Source organism: Candidatus Melainabacteria bacterium, from assembly GCA_003963305.1.
In the GTDB taxonomy this organism is placed as follows: Bacteria; Cyanobacteriota; Vampirovibrionia; order Obscuribacterales; family Obscuribacteraceae; genus PALSA-1081.
On the sequence record RXJR01000008.1, the window covers coordinates 69,777 to 87,745 of the forward strand.

Annotated in this window: 13 protein-coding genes and 2 pseudogenes; 6 read left to right on the plus strand and 9 right to left on the minus strand. The window is 51.6% G+C overall.

Annotated elements, in window-relative coordinates; genetic code table 11:
- Window positions 1–423: 423 nt before the first annotated feature.
- A complete protein-coding gene (locus EKK48_09370; GenBank protein ID RTL43099.1) occupies window positions 424–1,377 on the minus strand; it encodes a hypothetical protein in 954 nt (317 codons plus the stop codon).
- A 244-nt stretch (window positions 1,378–1,621) separates the two neighbouring features.
- On the opposite strand from EKK48_09370, the gene EKK48_09375 reads away from it, so the two are divergent.
- Window positions 1,622–2,233, plus strand: a complete 612-nt coding sequence (locus EKK48_09375; protein RTL43100.1) for a hypothetical protein — start codon at window positions 1,622–1,624, stop codon at window positions 2,231–2,233.
- Window positions 2,234–2,516: 283 nt separating this feature from the next.
- Window positions 2,517–2,600: pseudogene (locus EKK48_09380) on the plus strand (LysM domain-containing protein).
- A gap of 599 nt (window positions 2,601–3,199) precedes the next feature.
- On the opposite strand, the gene EKK48_09385 reads toward EKK48_09380, so the two are convergent.
- The 7 genes and pseudogenes from EKK48_09385 to EKK48_09415 all read right to left on the minus strand — a co-directional run bounded on the left by EKK48_09385 (window position 3,200) and on the right by EKK48_09415 (window position 10,789).
- On the minus strand, window positions 3,200–3,781 hold the full coding sequence (locus tag EKK48_09385; protein ID RTL43101.1) for a hypothetical protein: 582 nt from the start codon (window positions 3,779–3,781) through the stop codon (window positions 3,200–3,202).
- 390 nt (window positions 3,782–4,171) lie between these two features.
- Complete coding sequence (locus EKK48_09390) at window positions 4,172–4,882, minus strand: hypothetical protein (protein RTL43102.1); 711 nt, start codon at window positions 4,880–4,882, stop codon at window positions 4,172–4,174.
- Window positions 4,883–4,939: 57 nt separating this feature from the next.
- A complete protein-coding gene (gene trmD, locus EKK48_09395) occupies window positions 4,940–5,668 on the minus strand; it encodes a tRNA (guanosine(37)-N1)-methyltransferase TrmD (GenBank protein RTL43103.1) in 729 nt (242 codons plus the stop codon).
- A 134-nt stretch (window positions 5,669–5,802) separates the two neighbouring features.
- Window positions 5,803–7,197 carry a serine protease gene (locus EKK48_09400; protein ID RTL43104.1) on the minus strand — a complete coding sequence of 465 codons (1,395 nt, stop codon included), beginning with the start codon at window positions 7,195–7,197 and terminating at the stop codon, window positions 5,803–5,805.
- A 290-nt stretch (window positions 7,198–7,487) separates the two neighbouring features.
- Window positions 7,488–8,321 carry a 1-acyl-sn-glycerol-3-phosphate acyltransferase gene (locus EKK48_09405; protein ID RTL43105.1) on the minus strand — a complete coding sequence of 278 codons (834 nt, stop codon included), beginning with the start codon at window positions 8,319–8,321 and terminating at the stop codon, window positions 7,488–7,490.
- 102 nt (window positions 8,322–8,423) lie between these two features.
- Window positions 8,424–9,602: a hypothetical protein gene (locus tag EKK48_09410; GenBank protein ID RTL43106.1), complete on the minus strand. Its 1,179-nt coding sequence runs from the start codon at window positions 9,600–9,602 to the stop codon at window positions 8,424–8,426.
- A gap of 905 nt (window positions 9,603–10,507) precedes the next feature.
- Window positions 10,508–10,789: pseudogene (locus EKK48_09415) on the minus strand (HU family DNA-binding protein).
- Between the two features lie 490 nt (window positions 10,790–11,279).
- On the opposite strand from EKK48_09415, the gene EKK48_09420 reads away from it, so the two are divergent.
- The gene (locus tag EKK48_09420) at window positions 11,280–12,623 is read left to right on the plus strand and encodes a hypothetical protein (GenBank protein RTL43107.1); all 1,344 of its coding nucleotides are present in this window, start codon (window positions 11,280–11,282) and stop codon (window positions 12,621–12,623) included.
- A gap of 4 nt (window positions 12,624–12,627) precedes the next feature.
- Here EKK48_09420 and EKK48_09425 read toward each other — a convergent pair whose 3' ends face one another.
- Window positions 12,628–13,422 (minus strand): hypothetical protein, encoded by a 795-nt coding sequence (locus EKK48_09425; protein ID RTL43108.1) that lies wholly within the window; start codon window positions 13,420–13,422, stop codon window positions 12,628–12,630.
- Between the two features lie 97 nt (window positions 13,423–13,519).
- Between EKK48_09425 and EKK48_09430 the strand changes: the two genes are divergently transcribed.
- The 3 genes from EKK48_09430 to EKK48_09440 all read left to right on the plus strand — a co-directional run bounded on the left by EKK48_09430 (window position 13,520) and on the right by EKK48_09440 (window position 17,660).
- Window positions 13,520–14,326, plus strand: coding sequence for a DUF4239 domain-containing protein (locus EKK48_09430; GenBank protein ID RTL43109.1), 807 nt, complete (start codon window positions 13,520–13,522; stop codon window positions 14,324–14,326).
- A gap of 97 nt (window positions 14,327–14,423) precedes the next feature.
- Entirely contained in the window at window positions 14,424–15,842 is a 1,419-nt protein-coding gene (locus EKK48_09435) for a serine/threonine protein kinase (protein ID RTL43110.1), read from the plus strand.
- Between the two features lie 3 nt (window positions 15,843–15,845).
- Window positions 15,846–17,660: a serine/threonine protein kinase gene (locus tag EKK48_09440; protein RTL43111.1), complete on the plus strand. Its 1,815-nt coding sequence runs from the start codon at window positions 15,846–15,848 to the stop codon at window positions 17,658–17,660.
- Window positions 17,661–17,969: the final 309 nt, after the last annotated feature.

Sequence of the window (17,969 nt, forward strand, 5' to 3'; positions counted from 1 at the left end):
TGATCTGTACCAGATGGGTGCCTGTGTTCGGTCTGCGAAAGTGTTACGAAAGCCGTTACATGATTCGTTTACAAAACGAATCATGCGCTCAGACGCTGCGCTAGCTGCCCGTTAACAGGTCTCTTAGATGGCACCCACGCGATCTCATATGCAGATCGATAATGGCGTAACTAGCATAGCAACGACAAATTCCCCGAGCATAATCCGTACTGCTCGAGGCGAATCGCGCGCCGTTTCGGCCGCGCTTGCAAATTTGTCGATCTGATTCCCAGGGCAAGAGGCTCAGATTACCCGCATACTAAGGTAATTTTGTGGCATTCTCGTGGCACTAACAGAAGACGCATGAACAGGCACTGTCATAATGTTCAGCCGCTTAATTTTCGAACTTTTCGCCCGTACTTAATTGTCTTTTTTTGAATTTGATTACTCGCGCACTATTGTGTTCACGATAGTATTCAAGTCTGCATTGATAGACTCCAGATCGGCGCGGCAGAAACGTACGGAAATGCTGTAGATTCTGTGCTTATAGCCAAAATAGTAGTGCTTTTCATAGCGGTCCGGGTCGCTGGGATTAGAATTGTCCTTGATGTAATAAACCGTGGCTTCAATATTTTTCCCGTAACCGATTAGCACCGTGCGTGGTGCTTGCACCTGTACGTGCTGGTGCGTGGACCAGTAATACTTGTCTTCATCGTGTGCCGCTTCCTGAGCGCTTTCTTTATCTTGCAAGCGGAAGATTATACTTTGCCATCCGTTTTTTGTGGTGGTCAGCTCGACAAAGTCTCCCCACTGAGTGGCCATTTCTTTTGCGCCCCAGGATCTGGGATAGTAAAACATCAATCCGCACTTTCGATAGACCGACAATTTATTGGTTGGTTGAAGGGTGTAAGCGGCTCGAGCTGGCGATTTTGATACTTGAGTTTGGGCTACTTCTTCACTGACTGCCGAATCTGCGGTATTGACTGTGACGACTTCGAGCGAGTTGAGTAACTCGTCCTTTTTCACAGCTCCGCTGGCAAAAGCAGATAACTCTGGTTTGGTGACTACCACTTCTCGATAACTTTTCTGGTCAAGGTTGTAGAAGCGCACCTTGACTCGCACGGTTTGTGGAGCTGTTTCTGTTACTTTGCGTGCGATCAGGAGAGCATCGACCTTGCAGTCGGTGGTCACGTCTTTTGAGGCGGTATTTGTGTATGTCGAAAGCACTACTTCATGAGCTGCCGGGAAGATTGCGGCATTGACTTTATAGCCCGGAGCAACCAGCTTTGCGTCTGTGATCGCTTTGCTGATAGTCTCTCCGCTAACTGCCGCAGCAGAGGTTTGCAAACAAGTATTCAACGTCGTCAAAAAGACTATAAGGGCACCAAATTTTCTCATTAACGCCGCTCCGCCGCTTGCTATCGATATACCCGGCTGAGCTGCTTGATCACACCTGCTTTACAGAAGTAACAGCGCCTGGCAACTTGGTTTGTGTGGGATGAGTTCAATCTGTTATTGTTACCGCACTTTCAAGCAGTCTTGAGACAACTCATCTGCCATCGTCATTGATCTTTTGCTGGACGGCCTGATGTTTTTGCTTATGCCCAAAACCGACTCAAAGAGCAGGCGCTGCTGGCATGTCATGACCGTGTTGATGCTGGTTGTCGGCATAATCTCAATCCAGTTTAGCGGATTCCAGTCGGTAAGAGCAGAAGAAGAAGAATTCCCTACCATTGAGACGCGCTTTACTCTTGGCTTAGATTGGCTTATCACGCTGAATACTACAACTATGGATCACATGTTGAACTACCCGGGTTCACTGATTCATCCAATCACACAGGTGCGTGTTACTTATTTCACTTTCGATGGACGCAAGCAGACCTGGTCCAAAGGAAAAATTTACCAGGATCTGTGGTTTTCAAACGGCAGACCTGTGGGTTGCAGGCGCTACACAAGACTGCCTTTTCAGAACGGTTCGTACGGGGCGATTTACGTTGCCCGCACCAGAGATTGCGTCAATCAGACCAGGGCGCTTGATGGCACAATCGTGCGCCTCTTCCTGGATCTTGCTCTCAATAATTCTGTCATTTCTTCCGTTGTGCTTCCTCTGGAGATATGCGACAACGCGGCCTCTGACCTCGGCTCTTTCAATTTCTATCAGGCTACGATGATTACTGCAGGGCGTTTGCTGATGCTTCATTTTCAATCGTATCCCAGAAATTTTGATAAGTATTTCGTTCATATAGTCAAGTAACGACATGATTCTGTTTGTGCCGAAGTTTGTTCTTGCGTTAAGCAAGATCGAGGCTAGCGTTGTCGCCCTCTGCTGGTGTTATATGCGGTGCCTTGAATTGTGCTGGTTGACATGGACGGCGTACCAAAATGGCTTTAATAGACCGGTCTATTATGAATTCGGAAAAATTTTTGGGAATTGAGCGAACCTTTGTTCGTGCCAAAAAGCCGGTGGTAATGCGCGATTTGCGCACACCACCGGCTGAATTCCGTCGCCCAGCGAAGTCAGAGGGGGCGGTTATTCACCGCCGCCGCCGCCATCGCCTCCGCCACCACCGCTGTCGCCGCCACTGCCGGCGTCACCGCCTCCGGTGTCACCGCCGGTGTCAGCAGGCGCCGTGTCGGTCGTGCCCGATTCGGTGCCTTCGGTGGTCGTGGTGGCCTCGGTGCCTTCGGTCGCAGCTTCGGCGTCCGCCTCGGCGTTCGCTTGCTCGGCCTGTTGCACCTCCGCTTCCGTCATCGGCTCGCCGTTGGCGTTCTCTTCGACGGTCGCTTCCTGCTCTTCGGCGATCTCTTCCTTGGTCGGCGCCGTCGTCGACTTCGACCAGGAGCCGCCGGCCGGCAGGCTGACGCGTCCGTTCGAAGAGGTCCAGGCGCTGCTCGTCGTGCTCGTTGACGAGTTCTGGCTGTTCATCAGGATCACGTAGTACCACCAGAAACCGTCGTCATAGTAGGCGTAGCGCCCATCGTGGAGGCGCTCGACCTTGACGGTCTTCTCGTTGACGGTGACGTGCTCGTGCTTGGTGTGCTTCGAGTGCGGCTTGTTATCGCAGCCCGAAAGCGCCAGCGCCAGCAAGGGCACCGCCAGAAGGAGTGAAAGTTTGATTCTCAATTCGTCACCTGTGGGGGTTTGTGTCTGAGGGCTCTCAAGTCTGAGAGGGTTTGGTCCGCCGGGCGGTTAGTCCGACGGACATTGGCGACCTGGGGCTTACTTGCCGTGGTCGTGAGCGCCGGCCTGCGGATGGGTGATGCGCCAGATCAGAGCGACGAGGAGCGCCGAGACGAGGGCGATGACGTGCAGGATGATGCGATGCACCGTCGTGTCCCACTCCACGTGCTCCAGGTTCACGAAATCCTTGAGCAGCTGCACCAGCGTGATGCCGACGACCGAAAGGGCCACCTTCACCTTGAGGATTCCGGAGTCGATGTGGTCGAGCCATTGCGGTCGATCACGGGCATCGCTGATTTCCAGCCGGCGGATGAAGATCTGGTGGTTGCCCTGGATCATCATGATGAGCAGGTTCGCCACCATGGCGATGTCCACCAGACCGACCAGCGCCACCATGATCTCCTCGCCCGTGAGCTTCGAGGAATTCATGATCAGTGCATAGTCGTCCCCGATGAACTTGGCGACGTAAACGATGAGAGCGCAGAACAGCCCGACGTTGATCGGGTAGAGAATCCAGCGCGTCGAGAAGATCGCCCTGTCGAGGATGCTGATGCAGCGACGAGCCGTGCTAACGCACTCCTGGGCGTTGGCCGGCGGAGCGTCTTGGTGATGGTCTGCCATGTAAGTTCCTTCCAATCTAGGTTGAAGAACAAGGGTCTCTCCATCCAGCACTTCGCTCTCAAGCACTCGATTTCGCGTCCCACATCGAAAGTTCGATGCGAGTAGTCCGGCGAAATTGAGTTGCAGCTGTTTTTTTGCTTGCTGTTTGCTTAAAAAGAGAAATGAGGAGAAGTATCTTTTGATACCACTTCAAAGCTCTTAAGACCTATAAAGGCGGGCTTCACAAACCGCTTTACAAGCGCTTACAATTCACCCAGACTCAGCTATGCCATGCGAGCTGAGGCAGTTGTTTGCGGTATCGCGGCACCGCTCATGATTCGGGTGTATTCAGTGCTGTTTGTATGAAATGCTAGCGCTAAGTATTGCGCATTCTGTCTTATCTGCTTCTAATCAGGTTTTTGAGCCACCCGCAAAGAGTCGATTCCACCAGGGCTTTTTCCACCAGCTCAAGTCTGACTCCAGGGTGGCGATATTTGCCTTTAATTTTTCAATTTCTGCATCTTTGGCTTCTTGCAGAGACTTTACTTCGTCGAGCTTCTGTCTTAAGTCAGGAAGTTCGGCCATGACCTGATTGCGCTCATCCAACTGCTGTTGCAGATTGTAGATAGTTTGTCTCTCTTCGCACAATCGTTGGGTAAATTCGATTGTCAGTGAATGCAAGATCTGGTCCAGAGAATGGCGCGTCGTCTGCAAGTACAAGCGGTCCGGATGATCTTCTGCTGTATCAGACACTTCTGTGACGAACACAGGCTCTGATGCGTTCAACTCCGCGATTTCCTCAGTGGTCGCATCGCTCGCCAGGGTTGTCTCGTTGTTACCGCTGGCATCACACAGCGCGTTGGCGTCGTCTTCAGTTTCTGGTTGGAAAAACTCTCCCAGCCCTTCCATGGTTGTACGCGAGGCCTGCTCAGAAAGTTCTTTAGCTTTCTTGTCTAGATACTCCTGAACTTCCTCTTGATAAAGAAACCACTTCTCTTTGTTTTTCACGAAGCGGCGTTCGCCTCTGACCGCGCCGATGTCGATCATGTTGCGAATTACTTCACGGTCAACGCCGAGAGCGTTGGCAGCTTTTTTAACGGTTACCAGAGGATGTATTTGCAAATTTACCGCCTCGTATATGCACCATATACAGAACCATATCTGACACCACAATTATAGCTATTTCTTATCGTTCAGCTCGTTAAGAAATTCTCGGTCCCGGGCGTCCAGGTTTGCGTGTTCCAACAGATCGGGTCGTCTCTCCAGAGTTCGTTTCAAAGCTTGCTGGCGCCGCCAGAGCGTAATTGCTTTGTGATCGCCGGAACGTAGCACCTCGGGCACTACCATGCCTCTGAATTCGGACGGTTTTGTATATTGTGGTGCCTCAAGCAGGCTGTTGTTGAATGACTCGTCTGTGGCCGAATCCAACTTCCCCAGTACCCCGGGAATCAGTCTGCCGACTGCATCAAGCACTGTCAGAGCAGGAAGCTCTCCACCTGTGACCACAAAATCTCCAATTGAGATTTCTAGAGTTGCCGCACAGCGAATTCGCTCGTCAAAGCCTTCATAATGACCGCAAATCAAGACGATGTCTTGCACTTTCGCCAGCGTTTCCGCCATGTTCTGGCTGAACGTTTGACCCTGTGGAGTCAGCATGCAGACTGGACTGCCGTCAGCACGTTGAATGGATTCCAGGGCCGCATAGAATGGTTCGGGTTTCAGTACCATGCCGACGCCGCCACCATATGGAGTATCGTCGACTTTGCGATATTTATCTTCGCAAAAGTCACGCGGATTGTAGGTTTTTACGGCAATACGACCGGCTTTGACACCTCTGCCGATGATGCTGGTCGCGCAATAGGTCTCGATCAGCTCAGGAAATAAGGTAATGACGTGAAAAGTTAGCATGCGCTCTCGTTCGCTGCTTCCAGACTTTCAATTAATCGGAGCAGTTTGTCTGGAACTTGTAAATGTTAGCGTAGTTTCTCTTTCAGCACAAAAGTATGTTTCTTTGCAGGTTTTGCTTGAGTGGAAATTCACGGTCAGGAATATGAGCGATATGCCGCTACGCTGTTTCCGACTTTCAACAATGACCCCGCCAGGCTCATCGCTGGTGCGAAGCTTCTATATCTTGGCACGACAGTGAGAATGGTGCCGCCTATCATCAAGGCGTCCGCACCAACTTCTGTGGCGGCACTGACACGCTCTCGTGTGCTGCCGTGCTGGAAGGCATTCTCCAGGAAGGGCAGGTCTTGTGTCCACAGTTCCACGCCGGCAAGTCCGGCAGCGGCTCCGCGTGCTCCAATTCCCATGCCCTCGAGAATTCGCGATTGGCGCAGCATGCTGGACGCGGTCAGGGCGGCTGAGGCTGCATATGGCACCTGGGTGAATGAGTAATGAGGCTTAAATGGCAGATCGCTTAGCTTGTATTCGGTTGTCTGTTTCGGCGCCGATACTTTATTCATCAAGGGCCACAAATCATCGACTGGAACCATGTATCCATGACTGCCCTGATCTCCTCTTGAAACGATGCCTATGACCTTTCCTTCGGCGTTGAATGCGGGAGCGCCACTGTCTCCGCCGGGAATATTCTGGCTGGTGGTGAGTAAAATGTGATTTGGATTTTGTTTGTCAATATCTCTCGAGCCGGTGACATCGCGGATGGTATCGGTTGAAATATATCGTCCTGGTGAAAAATACTCTTTAGTCCATCCTGAGGGATGACCGATTGTGTAGATGGGCTCGCCGCCGCGCAAAAAGTTGCTGGTGTCGGCAAGTTTGACCGGTTGTGTACTGCGATTGGTATCGATGTGAACGATAGCGACATCAGCGTTTGGGCGAGTCGCTACCACTCTGCCCGGATGTTCGATGCCATCAGATGTGGTTACTCTGATTGAATCGAGATCGCTGATGACGTGATAGGCGGTGGCTATGTCTCCATGATCCGATACAAAAAAGCCTGAGCCTGTATATTCGTGATCTGCCGATTGCCCTCTGGCATGACCGAAGACTCGCACGATGCTGGCTCTGTTTTCGTTGTACAGCTTTGCCTCATCCGAGTTTACGTGATAAATCGAAGCGTCATTTTTCTCGGCGGTGAGGTTTGATCGCAGTGTCGGGATGCGCTGTAAGTCAAGGGTCGGAGTTTGATAATTTGGAAGTTGAAAACCAGTCGGCAGTTGTGAGGTTAGAGGTGGTGTCCAGATCGGCAGGTCGATGTGCATTGGACGCCAGACTGGCGGGGGCGTCTGAGGACTTTGTATTTCGGGACTCTGCCAGCGTGGCGCTGAGTTGCCATCCTGGTTGAGTTGATTGTTCGCCGAAGGTTTTCGCTGGGAGATTTGTCCATCCAGAATCTGTTGGGCCAGATCGCCGAAATTTCCGACGGTGCCTGAAGGCGCCGCTGGTGTATCGAGGAATTTTGGAGCATCGACCATTCCAGTTTCTCGAATCGGATGGCTCGATAGTATCTGGGAGCATGGCTGTGTGCCATGGGGAGAGTACGGGGCCTGTGTGAGGTGTCTGCGACTGTCCGTGCCAGCCGGGTGCGAACAGCTGGTGAAGTGGGTGGGAGCACCGACGATGCGTTTTGGAAGGTTTCAACTACTGCATATAGGAGTAATTTGATTTTAAAAAATGGTTCGGAGGCTGTTCTGCTGGTTTTGAACCAAACAGAACAGCCCCTCTACCAAATCCACATCGTGGTGCGTTCGCTCAGGAAGAGACTTCAGGAGGCCGCGATAGCCTGGTCCAGAAGATTCTGAATCTCGAGACGGAGCACCTCAGTGGCAGCCCGGATGTCTGTGGGCAACTGCGAAATCGAGATTGGTTTCCCGATCACCACAGTCGCACCGCAGACGGGTCCGCTTGTGTAACCCGACAAGAACTTGCGCCAGAGCTTGTTCACCATCCGTCGATAAAGGCTCGTTGCCCGAGTCGGCGGGTGGTAGTAGATTGCCACCGGCAGGAATGCCGGTTCGCCTCCATCTGTGATCATCAAGTTGGCGGCTTGCAGCGCTCGCACGGCTCCGGTGCGGAAGTCGGTCGAGCGCAGCACATTGTCGAACACCAGCTTGCCCTGCGGAAACATGAGCAGCTTGTTGATGCGACGCTGTGTCAGATATCGAGCGCATGCCTCGATAGCAGCTTGTGCTCCGGTGCTGGCCTTGCCACCCTGCACCGGAACCGTGAAGGTCCCTATCCAGGCGGCAAGGGTAGCCATACCCGGCAAGCGCGCCGCTTCTTTCAGCGCGCCGATCTGGCGATATGACCAGGGCATGGCCACGCGTACTACCGCGAAGTCAAGCCCGTGCTGGTGGTTCGGCACGATGGCCAATCGGCCGGCATGCTGAGCATTTTCTCTGCCCAGCACTTTGACCGGACCGCAGGCGATGCGGGTGCCGATGTGGCAAAGAGCCGTGTAGAAATTTCGTCCGAACCACGATGGTTCGGGAGGCAGGTAACCAGCGGTCCGCATGCGCTTTCCCTCGCGTACCCAGAAGAATACGCGGTAGAGCACGAAGCAGACCGTAGCAACCGCGACTGCGGATGCAATGTTCATAGCGAATTGCCTTACTCGACGTCTTGCATTGAGATATGCAGCGCATCGAGTGCTTGGCGATTAGCACCGTATAGACGCTAATTGCTTGGCACTCTCGGCGAGCTACTTTTCCCAGGGCTGACGCGGATGCTCGACATCGGCGATTCGACTCATCATCGACGCACCGACTGAGCAGGTGATGAGGGACAGAAGTGAGGCGCCGACAATAGCGGCACCCTGTCCGGATGTGATGGTGTGGGTCGTCATTCCGATCGACGCGATGGCAGCCGGCAGGCTGAGCTGTGCAGTGGCCATGAGACCGCTGGCAGCAGGCAGCTTGACGAGCTTGCTGACGACGACGTGCACGACGACGGTCGAGACGCAGATCAGCAAAGCCAACTCGATGTTGGAGGCGCTGCTGAGAAGCGCGCGCACATCCAACTTTGCACCGAGGTCGACGAAGAAGAACGGCACGAAGAAACCCTGGGCGAGACCGATCAGCTGCTTGTTGAAACGCTTCGGGTGCCCGAGAAGTGAAACCACTGTTCCGGCGGCAAACCCGGCAACGAGAACACTCGTGCCGAAAGCCGAAGCCAGACAGGCCAGCCCGATCAAAAGCACCAGCGAGATGCGCAGATCAAGCGCCCAGCCGCGGTACTTCGAGAGCTGACGGTAGTGAGAACCGACTTGCGACGACTGGAAAGCTCGCAGCGCGTAATAGGCCGCCACTGCAGCCAGTGTCACGACGACCGCTCCGGTCATCACCTTGAAGATATTGCCCGTGGACATGGCCAGGGGCAGAGCGATGATGGTCGCAGCGTCGGCGATGGCAATCCAGGTCTTGGTAAGAAACACGGTCTGCCCTGAGAGACCTCTTTCCGAGATGATCGGCAGCACCACAGACGATGAGCTGTTGCCGATGATCAAGATGAAAATGGCCGGGCTCAGACCACTCAGTTCGCTGAGCAGAAACCCGACCGGTGTCGCGAGAGCGAAAACCAGGGCCACAGCGGTGAAGCTGTGCTTGAACGACTTGCGAAGATTCGCATCGTGAAGTGGCAGTTTGATACCTACCAGAAAAACGAGCATGGCAAAACCGACCGATGACAGAAACGCCATCGTGGGATCTGCAGGGTTGATTAGACCCAAACCTGTCTGACCGATGAGGATCCCAGCTCCGATCTCACCAACTACCAGAGGCACTGACAGTCGGCGAAAACCAGAGAGGAAGGGTCCGATCAGACCGGCGCATGCAAACAGGAAAAGTATTCCGAAGTTCATGGCAGTCTTCCTTCTCTTCATGGGAAGGTTTGCAGCCGCTGCGAAAACAAAGCAGTGAGAATATGCCGGGTAGCTTGATGTGCAGGCTCAACTCGACATACGGCTGGGGCGGGACACCTGATTTGCAGCCGGCAATTTTGCCTGGTATCGCATCAGGTGCTATGGAACGCACGCGTATACTGAGCCGGGAGACGCTGCACGAAGGCATGTCACTGTCTGGTCAGATTCTGGCGTGAAATGTGATGGTTGAGGCAGTTAAAGGGCTTTCTGGAGAAATTGTCGAACTTGTTACATTTCACAGACTATGGCAGTGGTGGTGCATATCCCTAGCGTCTGATGCCCCTGATGGATATAAGAATTTGTAATCAAAGACAGGACAAGTGTTCGCGCGAATAAGATCGCTTTCATGAATGGTCTTGCTACGCTTTTAACCAGTTATGCAGTCGCCATTTTTGTTGCTCAGTGCAATTGTGAGTGCAATCTAAAGTGTTGAAACGACTATCGCCGTGCAGCTATCACACTTTGCACAACTGACGTAGCGCGCGGGAAAACAGCTAATCGATTGGCAGGCATAGCCGTGTTAAACGGCATAATTTCTCAAACACCGTATGCGGTGCAGCCAAATATTATAAGCAGCACCGCATACGATTACGACCGGCAAATTTGTCGATTGTACGTTAAAGAGTCGCATAGCAGAAACGAGGTCTATCACTAGACCTCGTTTCTTCAATGTGGGATGGACTGACGTTACCTTACCTAATCCAAAAAAGTTAGTTGAAAGAGATCCTAACCTATCTCTTTTTTCCGCCCTTTTTGGCAGCTTTCTTAGCTGGCTTTGCAGCCTTCTTAGCAGCTGGTTTTGCAGCTTTCTTAGCAGCTGGTTTCGCTGAAGCAGCTTTAGGCTTAGCGAGCACCAAGTTTGGTTGCTTAGAACGGCCGTTAACGATGTCTTTGAGTTCTTTACCAGCGCGGAACGCAGGTACTCTTGCGGCTGCAATCTTGAGAGGGGCCAGTGTTCTGGGATTACGGCCGGTTCTTGCTTTACGCATGCGGCGTTCAAAAGTTCCGAAGCCAACAAGAGTTACTTTGTCGCCTTTGGCCAATGCGCCGGTGATGGTGTGAATGAATGCTGAAAGTGTGCGTGTCACTTCAGACTTAGGTTGTCCTGTAGCCTTGGCTACGTTTTCTACGAGCTCAGCTCGGTTCATCGGATTTCCTCCTTATGGAAATGCTCACCCCAACCCACAAGGACGGATGATAACACCAGGTCTACGAATAGACAATAGATTTGGTCAGCAAAAGACGAAAATTTCTGATCGCGCACTTTTTCAAATCACGCTGCGGTCAATATTGCAGGTCGATCGCCTTCGAGGGGGGCTCCGAACCAGTGATGATTAGTTTGTCTCAGAAGGTCGCGCAGTTCAGAGTTTCGCGAAATTGTTCTTTCATCGTAGTCTTTCGGCGTATGCATTTTTGCACCACATTGAACATGCGATGGACACCGCATTTCAACATGACATCTCTTGATACATTTCAGTTAAAATTTTTGTGCATTGCAATGCTTGCACGATGCGCTTTTCCGAATTTGATCGATTTTCGCGTCCGGTATCTAGCAAAGATATGCCTGCCCGAAAAGTTCTATAATTCAATTTTGACTGTCCCTGGAAGTGAGTTCACATCTCAAAAGTAGGCTGCCTCATGACAACATTGTCTGGAACTTCTAAACCGGTTTTGAGTTTTTTGATAGCAGTCACTGCTCTCGGGCTCTCCCTGAAACCCGCGGAGTGTCAGGCTCCGGCGTCGGGACCGTCGGGCAGCAAAAATTCTGTCGTTACGCCTGCAATTTCTAAGCCCGTCACTGTTGCGCCCAAAAACAGCACAGCAACAACAGCTCAGCCGGCACCCCTGAAAGGCAACGCTGTTCATATTGCCGACGAGGCGGCCAAGTCCATGACCAACGAGCAGATGCTAAAGGCGTCGGCCAGCGTGGTAGCGAAGTATCGCAACGGGTGGCAAATGTTTCTGCAAAATCCTTGCCGCACAGGAGTTGCACCGGCTGAGGCCACTACTTTGCCTCAAGGTCGCTTGCACTGGAGCTTTCCGGCAGAGGGTCCGATCGATTCTTCTCCTGCTGTATATAAAGGAGTCGTATATGTCGGTAGTGATGATGCAAATGTATATGCAGTAGATGAGCGTACCGGCTCTATGTTATGGCACACCAAGCTGGGCGACAAGGTGAAATCTTCCCCGGCTGTTTCTGACGGAATTCTTGTAATTGGTTGTGAGGACAAGAAACTCTACTGTCTGGACACGCGCAACGGTAAGGTTTTGTGGTCTGCAGAGTCAGGCGATCGCATTTCATCTTCCCCGGCAATTTATGAAGGTGTTGCCTACGTTGGTAGCTGGGACGGATTTTTGTATGCAGTTGATGTGAAAAGCGGAGCGATTAAATGGAAATTTCAAACCGGTGCGCGCATAACATCATCGCCATCTGTTGTTGGAGATCTGGTGCTGGTTAGTTCTCACAGTGGTTCAGTATTTGCAGTCTCTATTGCTGATGGCACTCAGGTCTGGCAGCACAAAACGGGCAATAAGATATTTGCCTCACCCATGGTTATGGGCGACACAGTATTCGTGTCGAGTTGGGACAAATATTTCTATGCACTCGACGCAGCGACAGGGCATCTGAAATGGAAATATGCCGGGGCCGAGAGTTTCAGTATTTCACCTGTAGGAGCGAACGGAAAAGTTTTCGTGGGCAATGATGACTTGAAAATGTATTGTCTCAATGCCGCCACTGGAAAAATGCTCTGGAAAACTGGAATCAACAGTCCTGTTCCATTGCTCTCATCCTCTCCGGGGCTGCTCGGAAACATGCTCTATATGGGAAGTTCGGACTCGTATGTATATGCGATCGATACTCGTAACGGCGGAATCAAATGGAAGTACAAAACGCAGCGACCTATTTGTAGCTCACCGGCAATATCATCGACTGGCGTGTGCATAGGCAGCCAGGATGGAAATCTCTATTCCATTGACTAGTCGGTCAGTTCTCCACTGATGGAGGCGGTGATTTTGCAGGCTTCTTCACTTCAGGCAAATCAACGTCATCGGTGTCGGTTGCTTTAGCCTCCAGTTGTTGAAGCTGCTGTTTCTTCGCTGCAAGTGCGGCTTGACCGCGCGCTGTTTTAAGAGCTTGAACGTATTTGGGCACTGTCGTTAGATACTTCATCGGTTCGATGTACTCGTTCGTATCCTCTTTGATGACAGTGTAATGAACATGAACACCAGTAGACCGCCCGGTCGAACCGGCGTACCCAATCACTCGACCGCGAGTCACCCACTGACCCGGCAAGACGCTGTATGCATTCAAGTGTCCGGTGATTGAGCGAACGCCGGGATAAGGATGGTAAACCTCAACAGCAACTCCGAGTGCGCCACGCCAGCCGACTCGCGTTACGTATCCGTCGAGTAACTCGTAAACACGATCGTTGAGTTTAGCGCCTAAATCAACACCGCTGTGGAAGTCGCCTTTTCCTGTTACAGGGTGAATTCGAAAACCAGCTTTGGATGTGACCACTCCCATTCCTACAGGTGTGTACATCATGTCGTCGCGCATTGGCGAAATTAAAACCTGAGGGGCATAGTACCCCTGAAAATAGTAGGCCTGCGCTGGCGGCGTGCCGCAAAAACCAGCGAACCCGGCAGTAAATAGAGCGAGAAAAAAATTCTCCGGTCGATAAGCAAACAGTCGTTGCTTATCGGAAGACAGTCTTTGCAGCAAGCTGCCCGACTTATCTGTGAGCATACGACGGCTTCCCTCGGCGCTGATCCTGTTCATATTGTACGAGCAACCGTCACTCCTTGCTTGAACTTGACTTCCGGGACAGTGTTATCCTTGTGTGCGGCATAATTTTTGAACTGATGGGGCAAATCACTTGGGCACCTACACCTTAGCTGGACTGGTATGCATTTTTGTTATCGTCGCAGTCGCTGTTGGTGGCTTGCTCGCAGTTAGACGCTGGATACAAGCGACCGACTTGAAGGTACATCATGACGTTACCGACCCTCTTTCGCAGGTTGTTGGAATGATGTTTGCAGTTTTGATCGGTTTTATGGTTAGCGATGCCATGCAGCGATTTGAAGAGGCTCGTGCCACCGTTCAGCAGGAAGCTGCCTCCCTCGCCGATATTTTTAACCTGGCAGGCGGCATGCCCAAACCGGCTCGAGACCAGTTGCGTTCGACATGCATAACTTACGCTGAGCAAATCATTAATACCGAATGGCCGCTATTGGCTCAAAGACAAATTAGCGTTCCGACCATCAGGACATATCGGTCTCTCTGGCAGCAGTGCGTCACTTTTCATCCGAACGATCAAGCCGAAAGCAACATACAACAGGTACTTCTTGGTTCTTTGACCGATATGAGCGACGCTCGTCGTCTGCGTATTGAAGCTCTCCATAATGGTCTGCCTCTGGCGCTCTGGTGGGTGCTTCTGGCGGGTGGGTTGGCGACAATCATATTCACCTATTTCTTCGGCATTAAAAACACGAAGCTTCAAGTCGTCATGACCGCGATTGTGACGCTGGTAATTTGTCTGAATATCTTTCTTCTCGCCAGTTTCGACGATCCTTTCGGCGGCGACGTCATGGTTCATCCGACAGCCTTCGAAGCTGACTTGATGATGTTCAAAACTCAGTGGGATCCAAGCAAGGATGCAGAACAGGACGTGGTAAAGCCTTAGCCAGGATTCGTCTCAACTGATTCAATTATCTTAGACCCGCTTTGCTCCGCTTCGGGTCAGTCGGCGCCACTCTGGGCATATAAAGGCAGAGGAAATTATGGAACCGAACGACTCACCTAAGTTAGTAATCAGGTACAAAGAAGACCAGGCTCGTGCTGCCTTGTTTCTTGCAATTGCCCTGGCGCCGATCTGGGGCATCTGGGCCCTGTATGTCTGCAGCTGGTTGGCCAAAGCTGTGATCCAGGGTGGGTTCGTGGGCTATGAAGACCTGTTCTGTTTGTTGCTCTTTTATTTGAGCCTGGTTGCGCTTGGCTCGTTTACCGTGCTGGTTTGTCTCGATAACAAGTTTGCGCTTACTGAGGATGGTCTGGAATTACCACGGCGTTTTTTGTTTGATCTGGCTCTTTTAAGGAAGCGGCCATGGTCGCATCTTGATCTTATTGAGTTCAAGAATGACGAATTGATTATGCGCTTCGGCAATACGTTGCAGAAGGGGCAGGTGCGGTTTCGCTTAGCAGGAGTGAAAACCTCAGATCTTAAGGACCTCGTTGTCGCAGTCCGTTCTAACGCCCCTGAGACCCGCTGTGTTTTTGATCGCAGAGCTGTTGAAATGGGCATCCCGGGCATTCAAGCAAATCCCTCAGATGAGAGCTTCACTGCTATTTGGGAGCGTGACCTGGCCAGTCGCTTCGGCAGTACCGCCTTTGTGCCGCTGGAAGCGAAGACGAAATTGCAAAACGGTCGTCTGACGGTAATCGGGCAGATTTCCTTTGGTGGCTTGTCGGCTGTTTATCTGTGTAAGGACAATCTTGGTGAGACGGTCATTCTCAAAGAAGCCGTCGTTCCCCTCAATGCAGATGCTGCCAGCAAAGAAAAGGCGCTTGAGATGTTTAAGCGTGAAGCTAAAATCTTGCAGGCGTTATCGCATCAAAATATTGCTCGGGTACTGGACCACTTTGTCGAGAATGGTCGTGATTACCTGGTTATAGAGCACATCAATGGTGTGGATTTGCGTGCATACGTGAAGGAACACGGACCTCAGCCGGAGCGATTGATCATGCGCTGGGCTCTGGAAGTAGCAGATATCCTCGCCTATCTTCACACTCAGAACCCACCCATCATTCATCGCGACGTGACACCCGACAATCTGGTTTTGGATCGCACAGGCTCTATCAAACTGATTGATTTTGGAGCCGCCAATGAATTCATTGCCACCGCCACCGGTACACTCGTCGGCAAGCAATCATATATTTCGCCCGAGCAGTTTCGAGGAAAAGCTGTGCCTCAAAGCGATATTTACGCGCTGGGCTGCACTCTTTATTATCTTGCCATCGGGTCCGACCCTGAGGCTCTGTCACAGTCCAGTTTGCCAGGCGATAATGCGGCGAAGATGCCGGCTTTGAACAAACTGATCAAAGATTGTACAGCTATGGAATTGGAAGATCGCTTACAGAATATGGAAGCGGTTGCCGCGGAGGCACGACAGTACATTTTCAATCTGCAGCAGCAAGGCTAATTTATGCAAGAAGAGGCACCGTCTCGCGAAAACGATGTGAAATTGAAGGAGCAGGTTGAGCCGGTAGAGCTTGTCGTTTCCGGTGATTCCTCATTGGAGCCGTCGATTTCATTGGACCAGTCGAGCCAGGCGCTATCTGAATCTCAGTTGGATCGCGATCGTGAATGTGTGGATCCTTCCGAGAGTCTTTACAATCATTCGACCGCCGGCATGGCCTTTCAGGGTGCAGGAGGGGCGGCGTTGCAGGTGGCCGGATCGGCTGCCTATCAGCCCGGTATGGCCAGTTCATCATCAGCCTGGGATCGTCCGTTCGATGTCAACCGGGCCGGCTTTTCACCAACAGTGGTGGCATCTTTTCAAGCCATTCTGATCAGTGTTTTTGTTCTTATTTTGTTTGCTATTTTCATGCAAACCGTTCAGACCATGGGCGTCACTGATTGGTTCACAGAGCCGTATGCTGCCAATACATACATTCCGCCGCAGTTCTTAGGCTTGACTCTTAAGAACATCGGCAATCTGGATCAGGTGCTGGCTTTTTTGCCTTTTGCTTTTGTGGGTTGTTGTTTGTTGTCCGGTCTGGTTGTCTACATCGCCCGTGAATCGCGGTCCAGGGATATTGATTGGACTGATTCTCACCTCATGTTGGAGCATTCCGGTCCGCTTACTCTGGCTGTTCGCTGGTCTGCCATCGAGCTGGTTCAGCAATTTTCCATATGGGATATTTTCAACGGCAAGCAGCCAGCCTTCCTGATCAGAACGCGTGAAGGCAATCAATTCAAGTTGAAACTCTCTGATATCAGCAAGAAGCACAACATCGGAACTTTTTTCAGTTTGATCAAAACAAGCGCGCCAAAAGCTGCTTTGCATGTTGATCCGGGCTTTGCATCCGACAACTCTTATACTGAGCTCTGGCTCAAGTATTTTTCAGTGCCTGCCGAACGCCAGAAAACCGGTATGTTGGAGAACTGCATGCTTCTCGATACGGGGCGTTATGAAATTATTGGTACTGTAGGTGGTGGCGGGCAGGGCACCGCCTATCTTGCTAATGTCTGCGTTGCCGGTACGCACCGAAGCGAAACAGACGAAAATCACATTGTTTCCATCGATCCGGCTAACCTTGTTTTGAATGAGCAAGTTGTTTTAAAAGAGTATGTTCTGCCTGTGCATCGAGGGCAGCTTACAGCTGAGCGAACTGCTGAGAAGTTAAGAGCTGAAGCCGAGATTCTGCAAAAGTTGGATCACCCTCAGATAGTCAAGTTGAAAGACGCTTTTGTTGAAGACTTCCGTGGCTACCTTGTTCTTGAATACGTATCGGGTGAGTCCCTGAAGACTCTGGTCGAAAGGCTGGGCGCTCAGCCGGAAACGCTAGTTATCGACTGGGCTTTGCGCACCTGCGATATTCTCGAATACATGCACGGTCAGTCACCACCTGTAGTGCACAGAGATATTACTCCCGACAACTTGATGTTGCAGGAAGATGGAACAGTAAAAATTGTCGATTTCAACGTTGCTTATCAGGTCGATTCGTCTGCAACTTCAACTGTGGTTGGCAAGCATGCTTACATCCCGGCCGAACAGTTTCGTGGCAAAGCTGTTCCTCAAAGTGACATCTATTCGCTTGGCGGAACACTGTTCTTCCTCCTGACAGGAAAAGAACCAACTCCTATTACTCAATCGCACCCCAGGCGTGTTGTCTCAACTATTTCAGATGAGATGGATGCCATAGTGGCCAGAGCAACTTGCTCTTCGTTGTCCGAACGTTATGCGGATATCACCGAGCTAAGAGCCGATTTGCAAAAATTGGCGAAGCGCGCATAAGCACGTAGATTAAAGTCTGCGAGAGGAGTCGGAACCTCCTCGCACAATTTTGAAGCTGAGCGGATCTTTTTCACGTGACATGCGCGGTTGACTCGTCAGGTGATAGCGCAAAGTCCGCTACTGATTGCGGTGCTGTTTGAGTGGGAATTGTCCTGTTTGGAGAGCATCTCGAACTGCTGCTCCGGTTTACGCCAAACCCAGTGTTCATCAGTATTTTAACGGACCTCGGCATACGGGCTTGAGTGTGCCTGTAACAGTTCGCTTGGTTCGTGCATAGGCCCATGCTCTGCCCTTGTTGACATCCTGCGC

Coding starts and splice junctions, on each gene's coding strand:
- EKK48_09370 (RTL43099.1), bottom strand. CDS start 1,377: ATGAGAAAATTTGGTGCCCTTATAGTCTTTTTGACGACGTTGAATACT.
- EKK48_09375 (RTL43100.1), top strand. CDS start 1,622: ATGACCGTGTTGATGCTGGTTGTCGGCATAATCTCAATCCAGTTTAGC.
- EKK48_09385 (RTL43101.1), bottom strand. CDS start 3,781: ATGGCAGACCATCACCAAGACGCTCCGCCGGCCAACGCCCAGGAGTGC.
- trmD (RTL43103.1), bottom strand. CDS start 5,668: ATGCTAACTTTTCACGTCATTACCTTATTTCCTGAGCTGATCGAGACC.
- EKK48_09400 (RTL43104.1), bottom strand. CDS start 7,197: ATGGTCGATGCTCCAAAATTCCTCGATACACCAGCGGCGCCTTCAGGC.
- EKK48_09405 (RTL43105.1), bottom strand. CDS start 8,321: ATGAACATTGCATCCGCAGTCGCGGTTGCTACGGTCTGCTTCGTGCTC.
- EKK48_09410 (RTL43106.1), bottom strand. CDS start 9,602: ATGAAGAGAAGGAAGACTGCCATGAACTTCGGAATACTTTTCCTGTTT.
- EKK48_09420 (RTL43107.1), top strand. CDS start 11,280: ATGACAACATTGTCTGGAACTTCTAAACCGGTTTTGAGTTTTTTGATA.
- EKK48_09425 (RTL43108.1), bottom strand. CDS start 13,422: ATGAACAGGATCAGCGCCGAGGGAAGCCGTCGTATGCTCACAGATAAG.
- EKK48_09435 (RTL43110.1), top strand. CDS start 14,424: ATGGAACCGAACGACTCACCTAAGTTAGTAATCAGGTACAAAGAAGAC.
- EKK48_09440 (RTL43111.1), top strand. CDS start 15,846: ATGCAAGAAGAGGCACCGTCTCGCGAAAACGATGTGAAATTGAAGGAG.